The sequence below is a fragment of the Bacillus sp. ISL-41 genome, assembly GCF_018613235.1.
Taxonomy (GTDB): Bacteria; Bacillota; Bacilli; order Bacillales; family Cytobacillaceae; genus Mesobacillus.
Genome location: NZ_JAGGQP010000044.1, coordinates 41,167 through 65,923 on the forward strand (window position 1 = coordinate 41,167; position 24,757 = coordinate 65,923).

18 protein-coding genes are annotated in these 24,757 nt (G+C 42.6%); 5 read left to right on the forward strand and 13 right to left on the reverse strand.

Going from position 1 to position 24,757, the window contains the following annotated elements:
• Positions 1 to 216 precede the first annotated feature (216 nt).
• Complete coding sequence (locus J7I80_RS20800; RefSeq protein ID WP_214740976.1) at positions 217 to 1,428, forward strand: M14 family zinc carboxypeptidase; 1,212 nt, start codon at positions 217 to 219, stop codon at positions 1,426 to 1,428.
• Between the two features lie 47 nt (positions 1,429 to 1,475).
• Here the strand turns inward: J7I80_RS20800 and J7I80_RS20805 are convergent, their stop codons facing one another.
• Positions 1,476 to 1,922: a VanZ family protein gene (locus tag J7I80_RS20805; RefSeq protein WP_214740978.1), complete on the reverse strand. Its 447-nt coding sequence runs from the start codon at positions 1,920 to 1,922 to the stop codon at positions 1,476 to 1,478.
• A gap of 290 nt (positions 1,923 to 2,212) precedes the next feature.
• On the opposite strand from J7I80_RS20805, the gene J7I80_RS20810 reads away from it, so the two are divergent.
• Positions 2,213 to 2,884 carry a hypothetical protein gene (locus J7I80_RS20810; protein WP_214740980.1) on the forward strand — a complete coding sequence of 224 codons (672 nt, stop codon included), beginning with the start codon at positions 2,213 to 2,215 and terminating at the stop codon, positions 2,882 to 2,884.
• A gap of 63 nt (positions 2,885 to 2,947) precedes the next feature.
• On the opposite strand, the gene J7I80_RS20815 is transcribed toward J7I80_RS20810, so the two are convergent.
• Positions 2,948 to 3,670, reverse strand: coding sequence for a GDSL-type esterase/lipase family protein (locus J7I80_RS20815; RefSeq protein ID WP_214740982.1), 723 nt, complete (start codon positions 3,668 to 3,670; stop codon positions 2,948 to 2,950).
• A 299-nt stretch (positions 3,671 to 3,969) separates the two neighbouring features.
• Between J7I80_RS20815 and J7I80_RS20820 the strand changes: the two genes are divergently transcribed.
• Positions 3,970 to 4,482, forward strand: coding sequence for a hypothetical protein (locus tag J7I80_RS20820; RefSeq protein ID WP_214740984.1), 513 nt, complete (start codon positions 3,970 to 3,972; stop codon positions 4,480 to 4,482).
• Between the two features lie 78 nt (positions 4,483 to 4,560).
• Positions 4,561 to 5,496 (forward strand): polyisoprenyl-teichoic acid--peptidoglycan teichoic acid transferase TagU, encoded by a 936-nt coding sequence (gene tagU / locus J7I80_RS20825; RefSeq protein ID WP_214740985.1) that lies wholly within the window; start codon positions 4,561 to 4,563, stop codon positions 5,494 to 5,496.
• 253 nt (positions 5,497 to 5,749) lie between these two features.
• On the opposite strand, the gene J7I80_RS20830 is transcribed toward tagU, so the two are convergent.
• From J7I80_RS20830 to J7I80_RS20880, 11 genes are all read right to left on the reverse strand, one after another.
• Positions 5,750 to 7,351 carry an extracellular solute-binding protein gene (locus tag J7I80_RS20830; protein WP_251027892.1) on the reverse strand — a complete coding sequence of 534 codons (1,602 nt, stop codon included), beginning with the start codon at positions 7,349 to 7,351 and terminating at the stop codon, positions 5,750 to 5,752.
• Positions 7,352 to 7,416: 65 nt separating this feature from the next.
• The gene (locus tag J7I80_RS20835) at positions 7,417 to 8,289 is read right to left on the reverse strand and encodes a carbohydrate ABC transporter permease (protein WP_214740987.1); all 873 of its coding nucleotides are present in this window, start codon (positions 8,287 to 8,289) and stop codon (positions 7,417 to 7,419) included.
• 21 nt (positions 8,290 to 8,310) lie between these two features.
• Positions 8,311 to 9,234: an ABC transporter permease gene (locus J7I80_RS20840; RefSeq protein WP_214741052.1), complete on the reverse strand. Its 924-nt coding sequence runs from the start codon at positions 9,232 to 9,234 to the stop codon at positions 8,311 to 8,313.
• A gap of 184 nt (positions 9,235 to 9,418) precedes the next feature.
• On the reverse strand, positions 9,419 to 10,045 hold the full coding sequence (locus J7I80_RS20845) for a YesL family protein (RefSeq protein ID WP_214740989.1): 627 nt from the start codon (positions 10,043 to 10,045) through the stop codon (positions 9,419 to 9,421).
• 81 nt (positions 10,046 to 10,126) lie between these two features.
• On the reverse strand, positions 10,127 to 12,427 hold the full coding sequence (locus tag J7I80_RS20850; protein WP_214740991.1) for a heparinase II/III domain-containing protein: 2,301 nt from the start codon (positions 12,425 to 12,427) through the stop codon (positions 10,127 to 10,129).
• Between the two features lie 47 nt (positions 12,428 to 12,474).
• Complete coding sequence (locus J7I80_RS20855) at positions 12,475 to 13,899, reverse strand: extracellular solute-binding protein (protein ID WP_214740993.1); 1,425 nt, start codon at positions 13,897 to 13,899, stop codon at positions 12,475 to 12,477.
• A gap of 80 nt (positions 13,900 to 13,979) precedes the next feature.
• The gene (locus J7I80_RS20860) at positions 13,980 to 14,921 is read right to left on the reverse strand and encodes an alpha/beta hydrolase family protein (RefSeq protein ID WP_353050143.1); all 942 of its coding nucleotides are present in this window, start codon (positions 14,919 to 14,921) and stop codon (positions 13,980 to 13,982) included.
• Between the two features lie 189 nt (positions 14,922 to 15,110).
• Positions 15,111 to 16,946, reverse strand: a complete 1,836-nt coding sequence (locus J7I80_RS20865; RefSeq protein WP_214740997.1) for a ligand-binding sensor domain-containing protein — start codon at positions 16,944 to 16,946, stop codon at positions 15,111 to 15,113.
• 144 nt (positions 16,947 to 17,090) lie between these two features.
• Complete coding sequence (locus J7I80_RS20870) at positions 17,091 to 18,326, reverse strand: DegT/DnrJ/EryC1/StrS family aminotransferase (RefSeq protein WP_214740999.1); 1,236 nt, start codon at positions 18,324 to 18,326, stop codon at positions 17,091 to 17,093.
• Between the two features lie 20 nt (positions 18,327 to 18,346).
• Entirely contained in the window at positions 18,347 to 20,035 is a 1,689-nt protein-coding gene (locus tag J7I80_RS20875) for a polysaccharide deacetylase family protein (RefSeq protein ID WP_214741001.1), read from the reverse strand.
• A 254-nt stretch (positions 20,036 to 20,289) separates the two neighbouring features.
• Positions 20,290 to 23,121, reverse strand: a complete 2,832-nt coding sequence (locus J7I80_RS20880; RefSeq protein ID WP_214741003.1) for an NHL repeat-containing protein — start codon at positions 23,119 to 23,121, stop codon at positions 20,290 to 20,292.
• Between the two features lie 371 nt (positions 23,122 to 23,492).
• Between J7I80_RS20880 and J7I80_RS20885 the strand changes: the two genes are divergently transcribed.
• Positions 23,493 to 24,743, forward strand: coding sequence for an Nramp family divalent metal transporter (locus J7I80_RS20885; RefSeq protein WP_214741005.1), 1,251 nt, complete (start codon positions 23,493 to 23,495; stop codon positions 24,741 to 24,743).
• Positions 24,744 to 24,757 lie beyond the last annotated feature (14 nt).

The following is a 24,757-nucleotide window of genomic DNA, read 5'->3' on the forward strand; positions in this document are numbered from 1 at the left end:
CCAATGTTGCTCCAATTCAAAAATACAGGAAAATAGATATACCCTCCTCTTCTCTTGTTTCTAAATCAAAACTACCAATATCCCAAGGTTTCCTAGTTCGTTCCTCTCATTTATTTCGAAAGTCGAAATATTCGACAAATTACAACAACATTCCCCTATTAACCCTATTAAAATAGCTAGGAAATTACTTTTATTAGTTAAAGGAGCGATGTGTTAATGAAGAAAAATAAAGTAATCATCGGACTAAGTGTATTGGCATTATGTACTGCCCTTGCCACACCAACGCTGGCAACCAACTCGCCAAACGGGAAACTCTATAACGAAAATCAGGTTTATTCAGTCAATGGATTTACAGACTATGCGGAAATGGTCAAACGACTGCAGCAAATCGAAGCGAACAGCCAGGGAAAAGTCGCCTTGGAGGTTGTCGGACAATCAAACCAGGGAAGGGATATTTACCAGGCAAGAGTCGGGACCGGAGAAAAAGTAGTCCTGATTGAAAGCGAGATCCATGGCAATGAGAGCACTGGAACAGAGGCGCTGCTCAGCATGCTTCAATACCTGGGATCGAGCAATTCACCTGAAGCTCAAAAAATCCGCGAGGAAATCACTCTCGTCACTTTGCCAAAAATGAACCCTGATGCATCCGAGCTGGACCGCCGCGGCAATGATATGTCATGGGAAGAAGTCGTCGAGGATTTCCCTCAGCTTGCAGATGCAGCGTCTCCTGCCTGGAATTACTATAACAACCGCATCATCCAGGATAGGGACTACAATGACCGTCCTGGATTTGACGTAAACCGGGACTTTAATCCAGACCTTGATTATGTTCCGCAGGCAGAAGATTTCCCAGGCACATCAAGTAAAGCCGGCTGGTACATCACTCCTGAATCACAAACAGTGCGTGATGTGTATAAAAAACTCCAGGCAGAGTTCGGCAAAGTGGATGTCTTCATCGACCTTCACCACCAGGGCCAATATTATGTTGAAGGAACAGACGACCTTGTCACTATGTCCCTCTCAGCAGACTTTGTTCCGGATCCGAACACAGCAGAAGGCGCTAAGTACGCTGAGTACAAGGACAACTATAATTTCGAGTTTTCCAAGCAACTGAATCTTGCCGCCTATAACGCGCTGCAGTCACTTGGTGAAAACTCACCATTCAACAATATCACCCTTTATCAACAAAACTTGGATCTCCCAGGAACTGCCCTTGGAAGCTTCGCGTTGAACGGAAGCGGCACAGTCCTTTTCGAAGTAAGAGGCCAATCGCACTCTTTGGGGCAAAAGAAAAAAGGCCAGCTGGTCAAAGCAGTAGAAACCGGCCTATATGGAATCATCAACGGAGTGGTTGATGGCTCAGTGGAGAAGCTGGACGCGGCTGAATATAATAACATTCCGCAAACTGCCTATTCACCAAGTTTATAAGAGTATGAAAAAAGCGGAGAATGGTGCCTCCGCTTTTTCAATACCTCCTAAAAACCAATCAACGCCGCCAGGCTCCTGACCCGTTCTTGAAAGGACACTTCCATTTTTAAGAAAGGCCTTTCATTAATATATAGCAAACCTACTAACAGTATCATCAAGAATATTGGGTAAACATGAAACACACTTGAAAGAACCCTCTTCTTATTAGCAAACAAATAAGACAACCCTAATGTAATACCAATTCCCATACTTACCCCTGCAATATTTGCCACTGCATCCAAAAACTCAGCACTTCTGCTAGGGTCCAGAAACTGTCGGTACTCCTCAATGATTCCGACCGTCACCAGAGAAAACCATACAATCTTTAACTGTTGTTTTACGCAATCAGGACCTGAGATTATTAAAATGAATATTCCTATTAACACTGAAACACCCGCAAAACCCAAGAAATGCATGAGCTTATCCAGCCCGAATATCAGTTGAAAATCCAACATCTAATCACCCTCTTCAACCACAGCCTAGCCAAAGTGAGCAGGTGATAATCAGTTCAGGAATTAGAGTAGTAAGCACTTCAAAAGCCAAAGACCATTTTGCCTGATAGATTGGAAGCAAGGTTAGTAATTCCCTCTCTAAACAGGATACTATTACTGTTTGTCCGTTCCCGGGTCAATACGACAAATTTAACGTTAGATAGGTAAAATCCGACAAATTCTTATTGAGTAATACCCCCATAAGGATTAATATAAAGGTAAGTTTTAGAAAAATTATCCAAAGGGTGTTTTAGATGGCAACTCCTGCACAGAAACATTTTAAAAAGGAAATGAATAAGCTCAATCGGGACGGCTTGAATTTTGAACAGGAAAGCATCTATTTTCCCGTTAACAGAAAAGAGAAAAGTAACAGGCCATGGTGGACCTACAGTTTGGCCGGAATCGTCCTATTTGCCATTATGTTTTCTACTATTCCAACCAAGATTTACAATGACTTGATCGTTAATAAGCATGATAGAATTTTCAAGTACCTGGAGGCGCACCGCGAATATACCGAGAAAAGTGACGCCCTTTTAAATCACCATTTAACCGTAACACCATTTCCTTCAGCTGTTGACTTAGCCTCTTTACAACAAGATAAAACCTCTCTTAACGTCCTTTTGCTGAAAGCTGAAAAGTTAAAGGTCCCTTCCGCATTCAAATCCCACAAACAATCATTCTTGGAAATCATGGAAAAACGTCTATTCATTATTACGTATCTTGAAGTACTTGCAAAGACAAATAGTACATACAACGGAGAGCTTACCCAGCATATAAATGAACTGAATGTAAAAAGGCAATTGGAGAGGAATAAATTAATAGGGATATTTGAAACAGAGGACATTGACTATACCGTCGAAGCGGATGGATCGATCATCTATCACATTAAGACCTATTATCCTAACAATTCAAAATACAACCAGTGAGTAGAATACAGATCAAAATTCATTTCAAAAAAATGCCTGGCTGTATTTAGCCAGGCACTCAGACTACTTCAGGTTACCATCTATCGCTTTCCAGAACTCTTTCGCCACTATTTTATAGCCTTCCTCGCTAAGATGTATATCAGCTGGATTAGGAAGGTATTCTTGATAACGTTTTGCGATTATTTTCTCAGTTGGAACAAAAGTGTCACCGTTATCTTCGGAAGCTTTCTCAATCGTTTGGTTCAAATTCTCCAGCAATGGCATCAAGGATGCTTGCTGCTCCTCCGGCATGTGTTGGAATGGGTTGTAATACCCCATTACATAGACATCGACATTTGGGTTTAATTCATCTATTGTTTTTAAAATTTGGTTTAAATTGTTCTGCACTCCTACCAAGGCTGCCTGGATTTTCACAAGATCGTTCGATCCCAGCTCCCTCAAAAGATCATTTGCCCCAATGTCCATCACGATGAATTCTGCATCTTCTATGGATTGTATGACATCTGTGTTTGTCAGCACATCTTTTAATAACTGACTGGAAACATATCCTGAGACACCATGTTTATTTAAATCCCCTTTGTATTGAGATTGTTCAAACCTTGCTTTTAAATAATCCCCATATCCCGAACCAATTTCACGATATGGAGTCTGTCCTGCAGCCAAAGAATCACCTAGTACTGTTAAATCTGCCACTTTCTTTTCCGGCTTTGCAAATGCTCCACCAGGTAAGCCTAATAACAATGTCCCCGTCAGCAATACACTGGCAAACTTCTTTGTAAGAATCATAGTATTCCCCTCCAACTGTTCTTAATAAAGCACAATTTTATTTTATCAGAGAGAAACAATAACAGATAGAATATTTAGTTAATTAAATCTTCTGCTCAATAGTAGCAATTACCGAATTTCTTTTTCATACAATTAGGAATGTAGAAAAGCGTCTCAAGTCTTTAAAGCTTTTAGAAAAAGAAACTGATGGTATTACTACCACCAAGATATTCCTAATTACAACAGACCATTTTGTGTTTGAAAAATGAGAAACCTTTAGTGTTTATTACCGTCTAATTTATTTAGAAAGGGTGATGACATTGAAAACCACCATACTGCCACTTCTATTCGCTTTATTTTCATCACTATTATGGTTATATGGCTGCAGCAATGATCCTATAAATAATCAACAATACTACGACATGGTCGCCAACGAAAAATCCTTGCCTGAAAACATGCATGAACTGGCATTTAAACGAGAAGAAACACCTCACTATCAATATCTAGTAAGGATGGCAGATAACCAATCAGATTTTGAGGATTTTTGGATGTTATATGAATTAATAAGGCAGGCACCTGAAACTCACTTTAAGGAGAAAAATGTTTTCTTTATAGGACTCCACGAATCTGGAAGTTGCCCATCCGAGATTGAAAAGGTCGAACCAGACTCTGAAATTATGAAAATAACAATTGCCACCCCAGACGGCAATTGCACTGATGACGCCACACCAAGAACATTTGTAATCCAAATTGATAAAGCAGAATCCAAAAATTTAGAGAGCGTCATTATCGTAGAAGGTGGTACCGAAACAACCGTGCCACTGGAAAAATAGCAATTCCTGGGTAGTGGACAAAGCTTTACTACCCTTCACGAAGTATGTAGTTGTATTTATTTTTCAGGGGGTTAAAATGTGAGAGCAGAAAAACATACAGGAAAGAAAAAGAGAAAATGGCTGCGAATTACTGGTATTGTTTTCTTTTTACTGATGATTGCTATAGGGGCGTACATCTATAATGTGTACTCTTCCCTCACAGATGCAGTGGAGACAATGCACCAGCCGATTAACAGGGATCAATCCAGTAAGAGGGATCAGAAAGTCACTATTGAAAATAAGGAGCCTTTTTCTGTTCTGATGCTGGGAGTAGACGAGCGCCCGGGCGATAAAGGCCGGTCAGATACAATGATTGTACTGACTGTAAACCCGGAACTCAATTCGACAAAAATGTTAAGCATTCCCCGTGATACAAGAACAGAAATTATCGGAAAAGGATTTGAGGACAAAATCAATCACGCCTATGCATTTGGCGGAGTGGAAATGTCCATCGACACAGTAGAAGAATTCCTCGATATCCCGATAGATTACTATATTCAGGTGAATATGGAAGGCTTTGAAGACATTGTAAATGCCGTGGGTGGAGTCGATGTTCACAATAATTTGGCTTTCTCCGCCGGCGGACACAACTACCCTGAAGGCGAAATCACGCTTGACGGAAAGGAAGCTCTATCCTACGTCAGAATGAGAAAGCAAGATCCAAATAATGATTTCGGCCGCCAGCAAAGGCAAAGAGAAGTCATTCAAGGTGTTATTAGAAAAGGTGCCAGCTTCAGTTCACTCACAAGATTTGATGATATTTTTGAAGCCCTAGGAAAGAACGTCAAAACAAACATGACATTCGAAGAAATGACAGATATCCAACAACATTATAAAAATGCAGGCAAAGACATGCAGCAGCTGCAATTAAACGGAACAGGAACAAAGATTGATAAAATCTACTATCTTATTGTAGAGGAAGAAGAGAGACAAAGAGTTCAAAGTGAGCTGAAGGATCATTTGGGACTTAAATAAGTTCTAAAGGAACGGAAACGCACGGAACCGTTCCTTTGTTGTATCAAAGATATCCATCCTACTTCACTTTTAACTAATCCGCCGCAGAATCCTTCAATAATGAAAGAGAGAGGAGCTCTGCTCCCCTCTCTTCAAAACAATATCGCCATTCAGAGATTTTTATCTAAATTAGATAGAATTATCTATCCAAGAAGTCCTTAACCCAGTCATTATTAGCGGGTCTCGATATCTCCTATATCCTTTTTATCCTTATTTATTTCCACTGCACATCTTCGTAGCCTTTGTCTTTTATTCCTTGGTTTGTTTCCTTGATGATGGCTGCTCCTCCACGTTGGAGGTATTCGTCGACTAGTTTATCCCAGTCAGAGACAGGCCTTTGGCCAGCGATCATTTTAGCTTGTTCATTCATAAGGAACTGCATCAGGTCTGTTCCCTTTTCCTGGTCTGTTTGTGAAATGACTCCATTAACAGGGTTGATAAACATCTCATTTGATTCGAACATATCTTGTAAGGAATTCACCAAGTCTTTCATTTCTGCTAACTTATAATCATCTGCATAGCGAATTTTTGCATCAGATGGTACATGTTCCCTGTTATCTAAGAAATAGGTAGATGGAGCAAGACCGTCGGAGGAGAAGTTTGGCACACGGACTGGCTGGTCTCCTTCCATGTTATAGCCTGTTCCTTCTTTACCCCACATCCAGTCGAAATCCTGTTTTTGTGGATTCCTTTCTTCTCTCGGGAAGAATGTCTTCCCTACATCCACGATTTCAAGTGCTCTGTAGATTTTTCCTTCATCATCGGCAAGCTTGGCATTAAGTGCCATGATTCCTGAATTTCCTGATCCCATTGTAAAGCCTTGAGACCCATCAGGAGCTTTGAACGGAGGAAGCGCCACAAATTTTGCATCTGGATGGATGGCTAATAAACCAGACATATAATCTTCACTCATCCCGGACACACCGCCGACAAAGATCCCAGCTTTGCCCGAGTAGAATTCATTATTCGTATCTGCCCAATTCAGCACCGCGAAATCCTTCGTCATCGCTCCCTCTTTATAAAGGTTGGCGAAGAATTGGATCAAGTCCTTGCGTCCCTCGGAAATCATGCCCGGGATATAATCGCCGTCTTCATTCTTATGGTACCAGGCACCGAAATCCCAGTAAGCACCCATATTGAAGTTCGGGTTGATATTTTCTCCTATTGCAAGGCCGTAAGTATCATTTTTACCGTTTTTATCTGGGTCATTTTTTGTAAAAGCAACCGCGACATCTTCCAGCTCCTCATAGCTAGTAGGAACCTCAAGCCCTAAGTTGTCCAGCCAGTCTTTACGGATGATTGGCACGAGCGGATATTCATTTGAATAACGCGGGATACCATAAATCTTGCCATTTACTTTAAAAGCATCGTAAACATGATCTGGTATTTTTGAAAGTGTTGGGTAATGTTTCAGGTAATCATCTAATGGCAAGAATGCGCCTTCCTTGGCCCACTGATAAAATCTTGTATCATTTGCCTGGAATCCAACAAGATCAGGCATACTTCCTGAAGCAACAATAGCGGAAGATTTTTCTGCATAATCACCCTGCGGAATGATTTCAGGCTTGAAGTTTACATTAAATTTCTCATTAATCATATCCAAACCAGGGCTTTTTGCTGGCGGTGGATCACCGAAGCGGAATGTCATCCCAGAAATGTCATACTTTTTGCTGTGGTCAAACGGATCGACGACACTATCTTTTTCATCCTTATCCTTCTTATCGGTATCGCCCTTTGTTTCTTCCGATGTACAGCCAATTAACGACAAGCTAAGTGAAAGACTCAAAAAACTGACTAAAAGATTTTTTCTCCTCAAATTAACCCCTCCAGCTTCTATTTTATATTCAAATCAACACTTCCGAAGGCACGCATCCAAATTCATCAGCCTTTTACAGAACCCAGCATCACTCCTTTAGCAAAGTGTTTTTGCAGAAATGGATAAACAATTAATATTGGAATGGTCGCTAAAAGGATAGCTGCCATTTGTACCGTTTCTGGTGGAGGTAATGACTCCATCATTTCGTGGGCGCCGAGTGCGGCGTTTGGTTCATTCACAATGACAATCTGTCTTAAGATGACCTGGATCGGCCATTTTGCAGGATCATTCAAGTAAAGAATGCCTGTAAAATAACTGTTCCAGTGGCCGACCGCATAAAAGAGCCCGAATGCGGCCAGCGCTGGTTTTGATAATGGTAAAATCACTTTCGTAAAAATCTGAATATCGTTGGCACCATCAATGATGGCCGCTTCCTTGAGTTCTTCCGGTATCCCCAAAAAGAACTGCCTCATGATAATTAAATTAAATGGGCTGATGGCAACAGGAATGATTAAAGCCCACCATGTATTAAGCAAGCCTGTAGCTTTTACAATCATATAGGTTGGGATCATCCCGGCTGAGAATAGCATCGTAAAAAGTACAAGGAAAAGTATCGCTCGCTGCCCGTAAACTCCCCTCGTCAATCCGTAAGCCATAGTCGAAGTGAACACCAGGTTGACGAACGTCCCGACCACCGTGATGTAAATCGTGACGAAGATTGACCGGATGAATTGGTCAGATCCGAGGATGAAGGTGTAAGCATCGGTTACCCAGTCCTTTGGCCATAAAAGTAGATCATTTTCTAGAAAGTCGCTGAGACTTGAAAATGAAACAGCGAAGATATAAAAGAATGGGAAGATCATTGTTGCAGATATGATTACTAGCAAAATAATATTTACGCCATCAAAAGCTTTCTCTCCGGCTGAAGTTTTATACATGACTATCCCCTCCTATGCACGTTAATATAGACCCTCTTCTCCAAAGCGTTTCGCCAACCGGTTCGCCATCACGACCAGTATAAGGCCGATTACTCCTTTGAATAATCCGACAGCGGTCGCAAAGCTGTAGTTTGCTTGCTGGATCCCTTTAAAATAAACGAAGGTATCGAGGACGTTTCCGGACTCCATATTGAATGGATTGAGCATCAGGAAGATTTGTTCAAAACCGCTGTCCATAACATTCCCTAGACGCAGAATCAGCATGATGATGATCGTGCTCTTGAGAGCAGGCAGCGTAATGTGCCAGATCTGCCTCCACCGATTCGCCCCATCCATCACTGCCGCTTCATATAAATGCGGGCTTATGCCTGATAGCGCTGCCAAAAAAATGATCGTTCCCCAGCCAGATTCCTTCCAGATAATTTGGAGCACAATCAACGGTTTAAACCATGCTGGATCTGTTAAGAAAGGCAAAGCATTCATTCCAAGAACATTAACGATAAAGCTATTGATCAAACCTTCACTCCTTAAAAAGATGACCGTAATACCTACTACAACAACCCATGATAAGAAATGGGGCATGTAAACAACTGATTGTAAAAAACGTTTAAGCAGCTGACTGCGCAACTCGTTCAGCATCAATGCAAGTGCGATGGAGATTGGAAACGCAAAGATAATTTGCAGCATCGATATTTGCAGCGTATTCCAGATGACCCTTACAACCTCTTTATCCTCAAATATCAATTGGAAATACTTAAGCCCTACCCATGGGCTGTCGGCAAAGCCCCGAAATGGACTATAATCCTTAAAAGCTAGTAAAAGTCCAGCCATGGGAATATAGCGATAGATCAAGAAAAACAAAACACCTGGCAAGAGAAGCAGGATTAAATATCGGTCACGCCATAGTTTCTTTTTAAATTTACTCCAGCTTGTATCGGGTTTTATTTTATTGTGAAGGTCCGGGGAAGATTCATATTCAGGATTGTGCTTGACTTCCAATAACTAGCTCCCCTTTCTCGTATGTATTTTCTGCAAGAGCATCTTGTAACTAATACATGTATATGACATGTATTTATAAAGTAACAATAATACAAATTTTAAGAAAATTCAATATTTATTTTCAAATCTTTTATTCCTGTGCTTTTTGATCCAGGAGCTCAAACAGCCTTAAAGAGAGACTCATTAATGGCAGAGCAATTAAACTCCCACCAAAAAAAGGTAAAAGGCCTGGAATTTTGATCATCAAATAGTATGGGAAATAAAACCCCAGGGCCATGAGTACAGAATATATAGGGTTCGAAAGTGCAATTAATATCGAGTTCTTGATATATTGGAGCATCCGCAAATCATATTGGACATAGACAGGAAAAGCAAATAGCAGGGCTGCAAGATAGAACACGCCAAGGATAAAAAAGAAGAACGAAAAAAGAGTGCCCCATAAATACGGAATGCCGCGGAAAAACAGAAGGTCTACATACAGAATCACCCCGATGATGAGCCAGACATAGCCATAAAGGTTGGCTTTTAGAAACTCACGCTTATACTCCTCTTTAAAATGAAGGTACAAAGGCAGCTCCACATCCCCATTTTGCCTCCATTTCCTGATGACAGCAAACATGGCAACAGTTGAGGGAAAAACACCTGCAAGAACAGCGCCAAACAATATTCCACCAAGCCAGAGCAAATTCAAGAAAGCCAGTTTCATAGCCCAGTTTCCATATCGGTAGAGACCACCCTTCCATCCTGTTAAGTCCATCGGTGTGTCACCCTTTCAAAAAATAACCAGATGTGTAAATAATCTGACTATTCTCATCTTACAATAGCTTCTTTCTTTTTACTAGACTGCCTGGAAAAATAACTCCAATTCATAGATACCCTGTGACAAATCAATCTCTAGAACACCTTTTTCCGCATCCCAGAGTACCTGATTCTCTTTTGGAGAATTACCGTTAAGCAAGATACAGTGAGGGTTAGCCGCTAGAATATATACTTTCCCATTCTGAAGCTGTTCTATTTTTACTTTTGCAGATTCTTCGTATAAAAAGCCAGACACACATATGTTTTCACTAGAATGTATGAGGACAGTTTCATTCATAATTAATTCTTTGCCATTCACGATTGCGAATTTAATAGGCGTTTTCTCATTATGAGCAAGCGAAACCCATCCTTGTTCTGCTTTTATCTTTATTTGATTGTCTTTACTAGATTGATAAACAGCTGTTTTCTCCTCATTAACTAGCAGATAATCCGTTATCCCCAAGTCTGGGTCTGTTACCTTCAGATCAAAAAGCGGACCCGAACGGGATAATTCATAGCTTAGTTCATTCTTGTTTTCTGATCCACATGGCCTAATTAAGGTAATGAGATTCTGAAACTTATCACTCTCTTTGAGCCTAACCTGCAGACAAGCCCCATACTGCTCTGCTCCTGGATATTTGGTAACCACCTTTTTTGCATCAGAAGGATAACAAACAGAAATCTCTGCTGCAGCTTTCTCACCAGTAAAGCGAATCGTGTTTCGGTTCGATTGATCTCCAGGTCCCAGAATCTCTCCCTCCGCATGGATGCTGACAGGTGTATGGAACAGGAAGGAAAGCTCGCTCTCATGCATCGATTTTTCCACTTTATCGAACATCACAAAATAACGCTGATCAATGTGAATGATTTGCCGTTCCCAGCCAATTATCTCCGAACCATAAGCAGCGCTTGCGTCCCCAATAATGTAAGAAAATCTTTCTGAAGTATACCAATCTACCAATCTGCTTCGGCCCCTGTGCATTTGCCCTAAGCCATCGACAAGCATACTATTATGCCCCACAGTACCGAGCGTGAATTCCCTTCTTGGTCCCTCAACATAATCCTGATAGCCAGGATTCGTAATAAGCCATTCTCCCGCAGCATGTAGAACAAAATTATTCTGATCGAAATGGTTATGATCTTTTGCAGATTCACTGGAATTAAAAGCAAGCAGATGATCCGCTCTCTGCCAGCCACTTCTTAGGGACGCCCAGCCGATAACCGGAAACACCTTCGAGCTTTGCTTGTAAAATTGTTCAGGTTCCACAGGGGGTGGTATCTTTTTAAAATCCAGCAATAAATCCAGCTTCCTCTCTGGAAATCGATGGATAAACCAACTTGCAACAGGATGATTCCGATTCGACGCAAGCACAGCCATACAATACAAAATATCCAGCTTATAAAATGAATCAGAAAAATTAACGAAGCTGGCTTCTGCACCCGTGCCTAACATATACATAAAAACATCAGGAAGAAAGCTGAAGTAATCATGGTTGATCAGCTCACCCCTTGCAGCAGACCGTTGCAAAATGTCAGACGCCATTAACAAATGGCGCGCCGCCACATTCAAATATAATAAGCCTTCAATTTCTGGATCTTTCAATCGGTTATCCAAATAAGTGCTGATGTACGCAAATGAATTCTCCAGGAAAGGCTTGACCCGATCCGTATATACCGGTACTTCCAGTATTGCTAGTGCGCCAACGAACATTGATACTCTCTTGGATGCAATGATATTATGGCTGTCCTGATTATCGAAATCGATTTCAAGCGGTTGAAGTCCCTTTGAAAAAATAGCTTCTTCAATCGTCTCCTTTTCCCGAGACGATAAAGTGCTGAATATTGCATCATATCCAATTGCCACTCCTAACAGGAAATGCGCATTGCTTAAGTTGCCCTCTGCGCCACGATGCGGGAATTCATACCATTTTGAAAAAGAAGATAGAGACAGTAAATATTCTCTTATCATTGAAGAGTAACGGATATCCCCTGTCATTCCATAAGAAAAGCTCAGCACCTTAATTCGCTCCTCTATTGCCCTGGAATACATCGTCCAAAACGGATAGTCCACATAGCCAGGCGGGTCCCCTACAGGACCCAGCTCAACAAGCGGTAGCGGGATGTCGAGTACAACATCACAGCTTGGATACGCCACCTTGAACTCCTTCTCAGCGAGGTACTTCTCTGCCTGCAGCTGGACTTGCTCCCAGATATCACCGAAAGTGATAGCACTGGCGGAATCGTGCATACCTATTCTGGATTTGATTTCTGTTATTTCCCGGTCATTGAACAAGATTCTCGGATGAGGCTTTAAGTCTTTAAGAAGCTGGATTGTATCCATTTTAAACACCAAATCCTTTCCGGCTATCGAGCTTATCAAAGCAAATGCTAAGAAACGATGACTCCTTCGTTCAGCATGTCATCAATCCTTTTGCAACTGGCCTCTGCCTTTTCCATATTGGCCCATAGCAAGTGAAGTTCACTTTCAATCAATTCCAGTTCCTTGATTGTTACATTGAGATCCTTTACCGTCACAGCATGGGGCATAATTTCCTTGAAGGCATTGTAATGTGGCGGATGCACTCCTGGCTGAAGCAAATAATTGTCTTCAGCCACGAAACGAAGAACCGGAATCGTACAGCCATTCTGTTTAACCATCGTTTGCGCCTCTGTACTGACCATATAGCTAACCAGTGCCTGAGCTGCTTCCTTAACCTGACTGTCCGCATTGATTCCCAGAGCCCCACCAAGCAGCAATGTAGCCGGTGCCGCCTGCTTCGGCGGAGGGAGGATATCCCATTTAATTTTGTGATCCCTGAACTCGTTCATAAAATAATAGGTTGTCAAAATCATAGCCGCTCGTTCACGCATGAAAAGATTTTCAGCAAGGACATTGCTTCCATGTGAAAAAATAGGTGAAACTTGATGCTTATACATCAAGTCCACACAAAAATCGAGCGCCTCGATGTTCTCTTTGCTGTTCATTCGTGACTTTGAACGGTCATCCGACATGAATCGTCCATTGTTTTGCAAAAGGAAAACTGGCCAACGGTTTGTCAATGATGAGAAGCAAAATCCGTATTGGTCAATTAACTGGTTGCCATCAAGGTCTTTTGTATTGCGGCTGGCGATATCCAGTAAGTCATCCCATGTTTCCATCTTCACTTTTTCAGGAATTCCCGCTTTTTCAAACATCTTCTGGTTGTAGCAAATCATAACCGGAGAAAATACGAATGGTGTGACGAGCAGCTTTTGATGATAAGTGAACATTTCAAAAACCTTGTCATAGCTATCCTTTTCCGGATTGATATTTTCAGGTAAAAATGGCTCAATAATGCCTAATTGCTTCGTCTCAGCCAGCTGCCGGAAATGATAATCTGACACAACGAACACATCCGGACCGTTGCCAGCTCCGATTGACTCAGTCAAATTATACACATACTGACTGTTAGGCAGGATTTGAAGGTTCACCTTGATATAAGGATTCAGTTGTTCAAACCGTTCAATGATCTGTTCAACTATTTCAATTTCATAAGAATTCGAAAACCAGCCAAGATTGACCGTCTGCTTCTGGGTGTCATGCGGAACCGTAACCCTGTTCCCTTTGCCAGGTATCTTTTCAATCAGGCCTTCCTCCACCAGTTGAGCAAGTGCCTTCCTAATGGAAACACGACTTAAATCATATTCTTTGCTTAATGTATTTTCGGGAAGGATAAATTCACCAGGACGAATTCTCCCTGAGATAATTTCTTCCTTTAAATCACGGATGAACTTATTGTACCGATCCTCAAAATCACTTTTTCTTTTCAGCATTCATAGACAGCTCCCATACAGCTTAATAACCCTAATTTTAATAGAGTTATTGCAGTTTTGCAAAGATGATTTTTAATCCTTCAGCCCATCTCCGCAGACAGCCAGCGATCAAGAAAAGAGTACGATATCTCCCTGATTTCAGGGGGGAAATCATGCCCGGAATTTCCTATCAAGGAAATGAATTTGCCTTCCTCTCCCAGCCATTCATATAAAGTATGCAAGTCTGCGAGACCCTCGGCTGCCGGCTTCCAATGAGGGAAAATACGATCATTCTGCCCCATCCACATAAATAATGGCGTCGACGCAGCCAGGGCGGCAATCTCATTGAATTCAAATGGAGTTTTCCCTTGAGTGATATCGTCACTAAGCTTCGGGATATGGGAAAACCATTCCCTCCTTCCCCATCGATGAGTTTCAGGATCATCAGCCAAAGGAGAGAAACCGCAGCTGCAGACCACTGCCTTAACTCTTTGATCAGCTCCGGCAAGAAAATAAGCATTATAGCCTCCCAACGAATGTCCGATTACACCAATTCTCTCTGGATCAACCAACTTAAAGGCTTGGAGCAGGATTATACCTTGCTGATGGTCAATTATCATTTTTGCGACAGCAGACCATTCGGGATGCTTTTGATAAAAAGAGGCAGTATGGAATGGCTTGTCATCAGCCAGGATTCTCTCTCCAGCCGTTATGGTATCTGGTGCAAGCACCACATATCCCCTTTTTACAAGCTCCAGTCCATATTGGCGGTTCACTCTTCCTGTGGACAAACTGATGTCGTCCTTTCCAGTCGCACTCGTAGGGTGTAATGCAAGGACTGCAGGAAGGGGCTTTTCTGAAAAGCCTCTGCCGGAATATAGCAACACTTGAACTTCTTCATCATTTGTTATCTGAACACCATGAAGCTTTGGGATTAGCAAATTAGCCGTTACCCAATCATCGTAAACCGTTGAATAGCGAATTTTGATAAGATAATGATCTTCGTTGGCCACCCAAGAATCGAGGGTCATACTCGTTTCCACAAGCCGTGGTAGCCCTCCGATACAACCTAGCCATTTGCGCTGTATCGATTCCCTCTTCCTGTTCCAGTCATCACGCGATCGTACCCCCTCCAGCAAGGGCGGAATCCCTTTAGCAGAGAGTGAACTCAAAGAATACAAAATCCTCACCTCAATCCAATGTACTTCGACATTACAATCCAAACAGGAAGCTCAGTCCGCTTTTATACTGCATAGATGGCTGCCCCCTCCGTAAAACACCCTCCCATTATGCAGAACCAATCCGCTTGACGCCTCTTCTAGGAGTGTGCGGACTACAATAGGGTCATTAAAACTTCCTCCATCAAGTTCAACTGAAAGCAATGTCTTTGTTAATAGAATCAGGAGATTACAGGAATCTTGATCATAAACAAAGCCATTGCGGACGACAGTTCCCCATTGTGACAAGTCTTTTCTGTAGTGAACTTCATGGGTCAATGGATTGCATACAAAGTAAAGGCACTTGTCTGTCAGGCAGTGTGCCTGACCAAACGGATCGATATAGATTTGGGCAATTTCCCGCGTTCCTTTTATTGGAATAAAAACATCTGCAATCATCTGATTATGCCAATCTAGCAAATACAACCGGGCATCTTTCTCAGCTGACCTCGCTCCTCCCGGCGTATCAATGCTTGTTCCGCCAACGATCAACCCCGAGCTTAGTTCTCCGAGACTTACCGTGCTTTGGTTCGGTACAACTTGATTATGGGACAGAACTGTATTTTGTTCGGTAATGGCATTGTAGATGCCCAGGCCGCCGCCTACCATTCCATAACCAGGGAATCCTCCCCAAATTATATGTTTTCCGTCGCTAACAGCAATGGAACAGCGCGGACGATGAATCTCCTCTGTCTGCAGGATCAGCTTCGGGTTATTCCCTTTGATAAAAGGTTTTTCCGTATCAATTTTATAAAGCTTACCGCCTGCATAAGCTGCTCCAATGAGGAGCTTGCCTTGTGCTGCATAAGCTGCGATATTCCCTCCACCACCATGCTCCATCACCTCACCGCCAAAATTCGTTAACTGATATTTCGAAAAATCATATCTAAATAACTGGAGCGGATGCATGGACGTCCCATATAAATATCCGTCAGGACCTTTGACCAGGGTGGACAGGCTTGCCCCCTCAGATTGATAGCTGAACTCTATTCGTCTTAAGGCACCTGTTTCTTTATGCACTAAATCAACATAGCCCTCTGAAAGACTGTAAGCAGGCACTCCATACACTGACTCCATACTTTGGTGCACTTTCTTAAAGCCAGTACCTGAAAAACGTGAAGGTCCCAGATCACGCATGCCACATTCCTTCACCCTTCCACCGAAAAATCCCATCCAACGTGAAGACTTGTTTACCTCTTTTAGATCCGCTGCTTCCCAGTGGCCATAAACCTCGCCATCTGTCCCCAAATAGACATATCCCGCTCCCTTTTTCCGCTCGATCTCAGGAACAAGACTTCTTCTCTCTTCACTTTCAGGATGGAAAGCAACAAGATTCTTATGCTCTGTTCCAATTCCGATATAAACCCAGCCACTTCGATCAACCGCTACGCTTCCCGGATATTTTTCCGTCGCATCCATTGAGCCGTAATCCTGCACTTCTTGCCTTTTAGGACAATACCTGAGCAGGTGGCAATGTGGATAAGAGGTGAAATAAATATAGCCAGCCTCATCCTCGGCAAAGCTGAAGCCGACTATTTCTTCCCCATTATCAATAACCTTATGAAAAATGAATTCCTCCAAAAAGGGATCAAGGACGAGCAGCATTTGGCCGGCCCCTGTGTAGAACAATCCTTTGCTGCTGAAAGAAGAGAATGGATATTCCTTATTGCGGTCGGGAAAGAAAACTTGTTTTGCAGACCCTGTATCAGGATTAATGATGAGCACAAACCCTTTGGCCGCAATAACCAACCTTGTTTCATTCTTTCTAGAACAAAAAGCAGCGGTCCGTTCCTCATCAGCCTGTACCGGAATCCCATGGTCAATAAAACCCTCTTGCACTTCCATCTCCATTCCTCCATTCCTCCTTTCAACTGTCAATCTATAAATCCAAGGTATAGAACCTTTTTGCAGTAACCCTTTTCCTGCGGTCCACCTGTTCTGGTGCGGAAGTCTACTTTGTCGTACAGCAGCGCTCTATTAATAGGCCTATCACCATCACCTTGCATAATAGGCAGCTACCTTTTTCACAGCCATGATCATTTCTTCAATATCCTGATTAGAATAAAACTCATTCAAGTTTAGGCGAATAGCAGTATTAAGGATTTGTTCGGCGTTAGGACAGCTGCCCGCTGAATAATCATATGTTCCCTGGTCGAACGGATAGTGGCTATTCTTATAGGCTTGCCTTTCCTGAAATAACGACTGCGCATAGAGAACCTTTGGGATATAACCAGCTTGGTTAGGAATCCCTTCAGCTGTGAGTGCATCAGAGAATTCTGCTCGTGTGCAGCTCAGTTCGTCTAAATTAAGCGTTAACATGTAAAACCAGTAACTGCACCATCCCCCGTCAGTTATTTTCATCGGTATGATGCCTTTCAGGCCTGTTATGCCTTCATTCAGTCTTCCACCGAGCTCGTTCCTTCTCGTGCAGATCCATTCCAGCTTCTGTAGCTGTGCAATTCCGACGGCTCCCTGTAGTTCTGTCATACGGTAATTCGGTGCCAGGTACTCTAAATCCTTCGTCACTGAATTCCCATGCCTGTGATAGTTTTTATCCGCAAACGCATGCGTGGTAAAATAATCAGCCTCATTTCCTGAGTTGACGGTAACAATGCCGCCATCACCGGTAGAAATATGTTTGAAATCATTTGTGCTGAAGCAGCCATAATGCCCTATTGTCCCTGTTAACTGCCCCTTGTAGGTGGTGAGGTAGCTCTGGGCGCAATCTTCAATGACCTTAAGGTTATGCTTCCGAGCCAGCTCCATGATTGGATCCATATCACACGGATTTCCGGCAAGATGGACAACCAGAATTGCCTTCGTCTTCGCGGTAATCTTCTTTTCTATGTTTTCTGCTGTCAGGTTATAACTTTGTGGATCGAGATCAGCGAACACTGGAACCGCATTTTGATAGAGGATTCCAATAACCGTCCCCTGATCTGTAATCGGGCTCGTGATCACCTCATCACCTGCAGTAACGCCAGCAGCACCGAGAGCAACATGAAGGGCAGCAGTGCCTGACGAAGTAGCAACACTATATCTCACCTGATACATATCGTTAAAGTTTGAGAGGAATTTTTTCACTTTTCCCCCGAAATGGTAAAACAGGGTATTCTGTTCAAGGGCCTCAAGCAGTTCCCTCGCTTCTTCGAGTCCGAAGCGCTTTCCTGTTCCAAAAGCGGTCTTTTTCACACTTTCGCCGCCATGTATGGCTAACCGAGTATGACTCATGATCCTTTCCTCCCCTCTACCTAGACCATATTCGATACTGTCTTGACCTTACGGCATTGGAACCCGAACCTTATCACGGTGTCTTCATCATCGGAGCACTGATTAGCTGCCAAGGGAACGAGCAGGACAAAGTCGTCTCTGCCGATAACACCGTCAATTTTAATTTCACCTGAGGTCCCTTCAATTACCACCTTTCTCCGGGCTCGTTCCCATTGATTGACTTGCTTCGATGTCCAGAAGGTGAATTCTTGATCCCTGGCCGTCCGTATCATTTCGACGATCGCTTCCCTTACCTTAGGCTGATTGTAGATATGATATTGATGGAATAAAAAGTGAGCCAAGCCATTCACCCTTTTAACACCCTCCAGAAATGGCTGTATTACACTGGAGTCAGCAAGAGTATTGTGGTTTAAATCCTGAGTCAGGAAGCCAAGTTCGAGGACATCATAATGACGGTTTTTTTCATCGGCCCAGGCAACCGGAAAATAAGGGTGGCAGGTACCAAATAAAAATCCGATATTTCCCTTCTTGCTCGGACCTCTTGTCTGATCTGTTTCAATTCCATACTTTTCGCACCAGGAAAACAACTCCCCCCAGCCTTCAAAAAGCGTATAATGGTTTTTATTCGAAGTGAAATGATTTAGTCCTGTCACCTTTTTGAGCCACTCAAGCTGGTCGGAAAAGGCTTTTTCGGACCAAACACCATCGTCTTGATGGAGCGCATTATAATGTAGTGCAAGCTCATGGCCGTCAGCTTTGATTTTTTCATAGATTGATGGATTGTATCCAGGCGCAATCATGCACCAAGTCGTTTGGACATCTTCCGCTTTCAGCGTTTCTAATGTAATAAGGGCCGATTCATCTAAGTTCAAATCACTGTCATGAGAAATCATCGCTACATGCTTCACATCAGCAGGCCAGTAATCTATAAAAGGAACCGTCATTGATTTTTCCGCGGCACAGGCAAAAAGATGCCCGACAATCGCTTCCTTCCACAGATCCGCATACGGATGAGCGAAATATGGCATTCCTGTTTCTGTATGGGAGCGGTCCATATCCCAGTCCAATTCAAATCCATCATCCGCTTTTAATAAATTTTCATCCAGGTTTGCTGTCCCATCTGGAGCCGGGATGCCATCTTCGGTAACTGGAAGGGTCCCTTGCTGCAGGCCGACAATGGTTCGCGGCACCTTAATTGACCATCGCTGGATCGAGCCATTTCCATATGCAATCTGCTGCAGAGCAGGAACAGCACTATCAGCAGCTGCATTCGTTTTACTTATATAACCTTTTTGTATAACTTTCAGCAGACCAGCCCCTGAATTCCATGGGTCAGCAGCAAGATACCTTAACGGTGGCAGGTCTTGGGATAGAACATTTGATAAAAAGGCGTATCCTTTCTGATCCACGGCAATGGAATCAAATCCAAGGATCTCTTTCAAGCCTTCCAATCCGCCATAAGATATCAGCGTGCCACCAGTGCTTACATATTCAAGCAGCTTCTCATCTGACTCCGTTTGCTTGCTTTCGAGGACAGCTAATACGATATCAAATGATTCTAGGACATCATTAACTCCTATCTTTTTATAAGGGATTCGGAGATGCTCGAACACTTCGAATAGAAATACCTCAAATACATTTTGACCTGAAGCCCACCGCTTCTCGGCTTCTTCCTGGTCAAAATACAACCCGACTTTCGCCATATTCATTTTTCTTCCACCAACCTTTATATATACATGTATTTAACATGTATTTCATTTTACTTTATAGTATTATAACTCCCCTACATTTTCAATTAATTATTTGATAATTTAAAAAATAATAAGGGGAAAAGTTTCAACAACTAATTGGAGCGATAAATTATCTTCGCATCCGGCATTATTATATTGAGCTTTTAATCAGCAAAAAATAAAACCCAGGAATGAAAAAACCTCATTCCCAGGTCTAATAGCAAACCTTTAACCTATTTATTCCCACCAGCGTTATTAATCCATATTGAAACAGACCTTGTTTCGACTGTAACGCCATTCAACTTCACCGTGGCGGAGACTTCTACTCTTCCGCTTTTTAACGCGGTCATCACACCATTCTCGACAGAAAGCATTTTGGGTTTATCAATCTTGAATTCTACTACTGCGCCTTCAAGGTCAAGCGTACTTCTTTGCTTTTCCAGAAGGCCTTTGATTTTAATAGTCTGACTGTCGCCAACCGTCAGCTTTTGGTCTTCTACGAGCAGCTGCGCACTTGTTAGATTCACTAGCAAAGCTTCATCAACATACTTATAAAGTCTATTTCCGCTAGATAAATAGAAAGCTCCAAAGTCATCCTGAGCCAGATGGTCAACATTGCCGGCAATGAATTCGAATGCCGCTGTTTCCAGCTCGAATTTGAAAAACTTATGGCCGATGATGCCATAAATATTTCCATCTGTTCCAACTTCAAGGGTAGCGTTGCGCCAGTTGCTCGAAGCGAGCGGGTCAAGTTCATACTGTCCAATGACCTCATTCGTTTCAGGATTCAGTTTAAACAAAACTCCATCAGCCATTCCCCAGATATTCCCCTCTGGTCCAACAGTTAAAGCAGTTAAAGCACGCTTTCCTGCAACAGGTATCAATTCAGCTGTTTTCTCCCTCTTTTCAACATCCCATACAAACAGCTTGGCTTCAGTTGTTGTCGGTATAGAGCCCTGTCCACCCGCAACAGTGGTTCCTCCGTAAACCTTGCCGTTCTTATAAACCAATGAAATGATACTTTGGTCAGGCATCAGGTTCCAATGAACTTCAGGGTCCTTTCCCGTTTCCGGTTCATAAATCGTAAATGCGCCGCCCAGATTCCCGTTCTTAGGAACGGTTCCAATGAACAGCTGATTATGTTCTTCTACACCCAGCATCGCAAATGCTCTATCCTGTGGAGTATACCCCGGGATATCCGCATTTTTCTCGAGGCTGAATAGTAAATTCGGATTCAGCGCATTGGAATCGGTCCGGTTCCACTCCTTGAAAGGATCGAACTCATACATTTTCGCATTCGGATAGATGCCTAAGTACATCTTTCCATTCAGATTGGCCATCCCTTCACTTTGACTGATGCCATCAAAGCGGATGTTTTCACCTGTTGTAGGGACATATGCTCCCATATTTCCTGGAAGATAGCCCGTGCTGTAAATTTTTCCGTCTGGCCCTTTGGACATATCGTGAATCAATGCAGGCTCTGAAGGCAGAACCAAATCGGTCAGCTTTAGATTTCCAGTCTCTAGATTATACTTATACATCTTCCCCCCATTCCCGGATAGTCCGACAAGCGAATAGCCTGGGAAGCCTTCCTCATTTAGCTCAAGGAACTTATAGCTAATTGCACTTCCTTTAATATCCACATCCAACGACTTGAATGTATTTGTATCCAAATCATATTCGTACAGGATTCCGTAATGGGTAAAATACACCTTGTTAGCTACCGGTGATTTTCCTGAAATCCCACGTGATGATTCAGGAATATCAAAAGTTTTCTCGCCTGTATCTCCATTTGTCGCTTCCACCAGTTCACCAGTGGCAGTATCAAGGACAAACATTTCAAAGGCTGATTCCTTCTGGGCAAACAGCTTCCCGTCGACCAAACCCATATCGTAAACAGAAATAATATCTGAATACTGAGGCGGAAGGATATTGCGCTTTTCGCCTGTAGATATGTCATATTCAATCAAATGTGCTTTACTGCCCACACCAGCGTAAATTTTATTGTTCTGTTCATCATAGACTGTACTTCTCACCCAGCTTTGGCCGTCAGCCATCCTTCCGAAGTCCGTGAATTCCTTAGTAGCAGGATCATACTGGTATACACTTCCCGAGCTATAGGCACCACCGAAAATTTTCCCGTCACTGGCGATATCCATTGGATACAGTACCGCATCGGTTGAGGATATTGGATGTCCTAAATTCACTAACTCATCTGACTCTGGAAGATAACGATAAAGATAACCTTTATTGTAGCCTCCTAAGTATACGGTACCGTCGGCAGCCACCTTGATTCCCCAAGCTCCCGAAGTATCCTCAAGCGGATAACTCTTGATCAAAGTCTCCGTTTCAACATCAACAATGGCAAATTTCGCTGGCGCTCCCGCCACTACTGTATAGATGACATCACGGCCGTTTGCGTCCTTTCCAATGTCCCCGAGCATGACGGTCGTTTTTGAGACCTGGATTCCTAAATCCTCGCCGACTTCTTGAATTGACTGTATTGGTTCAATCTCCATTAACATTGCATCATCATAATAGAAGGTACCTTTATTTCCTTTCCCTGAGTAAAATAATAGCGCGGCAGAAGCAGCATTCTCTGGGGCAACAGCATTTACCCGGATGTCAATCCAATTGCTGACCGGGCCTGGGACAGATTTATTCAGCCCGGTAATGTATTTACCATCCCCGTCAAAGAAACGAATGTAAATTTCCCCCGCTCCAGCCGTGCTCTTCATCTTGGCCGAAGCAATATACTCCCAGCCAGGATTGACGGGAACATTGTCACTAATGATTCCAATATTTTTACTGTCCGTATCGATAAGCTCCAGGCTTTGATTCCCAGAAGCGTGTTCATGATTTGCAATCGCAATGCCCCCTGTCCCAAAATTCTGTGCCCATCCAGGGATATTCCCGTTCACCACATTTTCTTCAAAGCCAGGATTCAATAAAGGAATATACTTAGCAGCCCCTTCAGCATTAGTTTCCTGATGAAGCCAAGGCAGCACTAGCTGCAGCATCAAAACACTGCACACAAAGACGATAAATCTGGTCATCTTCTTCATAATTTCCTCCTCAAGAAATCTATTTTTCTTTAAAAAATCTAAACTCACACCTCCCTTTTGGATAGAAAAAGAGTTAAAATACATGTATATTACTTGTATTCAATTTAAAAATAGTACTTATTATCAGAAAAATCAATAAATTATTAAAGCGTTTTCAAAGAACAGGACTTTCGCCCTACATGAAATACGAGGAAGGTTCTCACGTTCCTGAAACACGAGAACCTTCCCTATGTACCAATTAAAGACATATTAAAGACATTGTCTTAATTTAATTGTCTAGATAACATGGAAATATAAGAATTCTGAATTTACGGAAAATAATATTCGGAATATCTTGATCTATTAATACAATTTAAGGGAGGGGTTTAGAAATGGAGTCTGGTATTAACCAAAGTCCTGTTACTCCGGGTCAGGAAGCTGGAGTAAAGAAGAAGAATTTTTTAAGTCTTTTAGGACCTGCTTTTATTACATCAGCACTGGTGCTTGGTCCAGGCAGTTTGACGCTGTCTTCGAAAATTGGGGCTATTTATGGTATGCAGTTGATCTGGGTGCTGGCAGTTGTCGTCTTTTTTATGATGATTTATACCGAAATGAGCACAAGGATCGGTCTTGCAACTAAGGAGTCTTTCATCCAGGTTATGAAGAATAAATGGGGTAAACCCGCTTCACTCTTAATTGGGTTAGGAGCATTTCTCGTTACAGCATCTTTCCAGGCTGGAAATGCTCTAGGTTCTGGGCTGGCAATCTCAACAATTACGGGCTTCTCTTCAACATTTTGGATAACAGCGATAACATTGCTAGGCATGGCACTTTTATTCGCTAAGAACTTTTATAAAATCCTTGAAAAACTAATGCTTGGTCTGGTTCTCGTCATGCTTGTCTCCTTTGTGATTACTCTCATTTTAACAAAGCCTTCTATCACTGAAATCTTTTCTGGATTTGTCCCAATCATTCCAGATGGCTCACTTCCTCTCATCATCGCGCTCACAGCTACAAGCTTTTCTATCGTTGGGGCCGCTTATCAATCTTATCTTGTCCAGGAAAAAGGCTGGACGCTCCAGCAGAACAGCTCGAGCATTAAGGAAACCTATTGGGGAATTTTCATTCTTGGATTTATCTCGATGATGATCATGATTTGCGCAGCCGCCATCCTCAAGCCGCAGAGTATCGTCGTTAATTCCGTTTCTGAAATGGGTTTAGCCTTGGAGCCGCTCTATGGGAACTGGGCGACAATTTTATTCATGGTCGGGCTATTCGGCGCCTCCTTTTCGTCTCAAATGGGGAATGCCACCATTGGCGGATCCATGCTGGCTGACGGGCTCGGACTTGGCAGCAAGCTCTCCTCAAAAGCGGTTAAGGGGCTCATTTTACTCGTCATGGCATTTGGCTCACTGATTGGGATCATCTTTGGAGCTGCTCCGATTAATATGATCATTTTTGCCCAGGCGATTACGATTGTTATTGTTCCTTTCATCGCAATAGCCCTCCTTGTCGTGGCAAACGATGAAAAGATCATGGGATCGTTAAAAAACACCCTTTGGAAAAATATCTTTGGAATCGCTGGACTGATTGTCCTGATTTTGCTAGCAGTTAACAATGTTATTAATATCTTTCTCAAATAATTTTGGAGGTGCTT

Bases quoted from the DNA above. Each gene is read 5' to 3' on its own strand.
- J7I80_RS20850 (WP_214740991.1), bottom strand. From the start codon at position 12,427: ATGGATACAATCCAGCTTCTTAAAGACTTAAAGCCTCATCCGAGAATC.
- J7I80_RS20845 (WP_214740989.1), bottom strand. From the start codon at position 10,045: ATGGACTTAACAGGATGGAAGGGTGGTCTCTACCGATATGGAAACTGG.
- J7I80_RS20835 (WP_214740987.1), bottom strand. From the start codon at position 8,289: ATGTATAAAACTTCAGCCGGAGAGAAAGCTTTTGATGGCGTAAATATT.
- J7I80_RS20885 (WP_214741005.1), top strand. From the start codon at position 23,493: ATGGAGTCTGGTATTAACCAAAGTCCTGTTACTCCGGGTCAGGAAGCT.
- J7I80_RS20815 (WP_214740982.1), bottom strand. From the start codon at position 3,670: ATGATTCTTACAAAGAAGTTTGCCAGTGTATTGCTGACGGGGACATTG.
- J7I80_RS20855 (WP_214740993.1), bottom strand. From the start codon at position 13,899: ATGCTGAAAAGAAAAAGTGATTTTGAGGATCGGTACAATAAGTTCATC.
- J7I80_RS20865 (WP_214740997.1), bottom strand. From the start codon at position 16,946: ATGGAGATGGAAGTGCAAGAGGGTTTTATTGACCATGGGATTCCGGTA.
- J7I80_RS20875 (WP_214741001.1), bottom strand. From the start codon at position 20,035: ATGAATATGGCGAAAGTCGGGTTGTATTTTGACCAGGAAGAAGCCGAG.
- J7I80_RS20870 (WP_214740999.1), bottom strand. From the start codon at position 18,326: ATGAGTCATACTCGGTTAGCCATACATGGCGGCGAAAGTGTGAAAAAG.
- J7I80_RS20805 (WP_214740978.1), bottom strand. From the start codon at position 1,922: ATGTTGGATTTTCAACTGATATTCGGGCTGGATAAGCTCATGCATTTC.
- J7I80_RS20800 (WP_214740976.1), top strand. From the start codon at position 217: ATGAAGAAAAATAAAGTAATCATCGGACTAAGTGTATTGGCATTATGT.
- J7I80_RS20880 (WP_214741003.1), bottom strand. From the start codon at position 23,121: ATGAAGAAGATGACCAGATTTATCGTCTTTGTGTGCAGTGTTTTGATG.
- J7I80_RS20810 (WP_214740980.1), top strand. From the start codon at position 2,213: ATGGCAACTCCTGCACAGAAACATTTTAAAAAGGAAATGAATAAGCTC.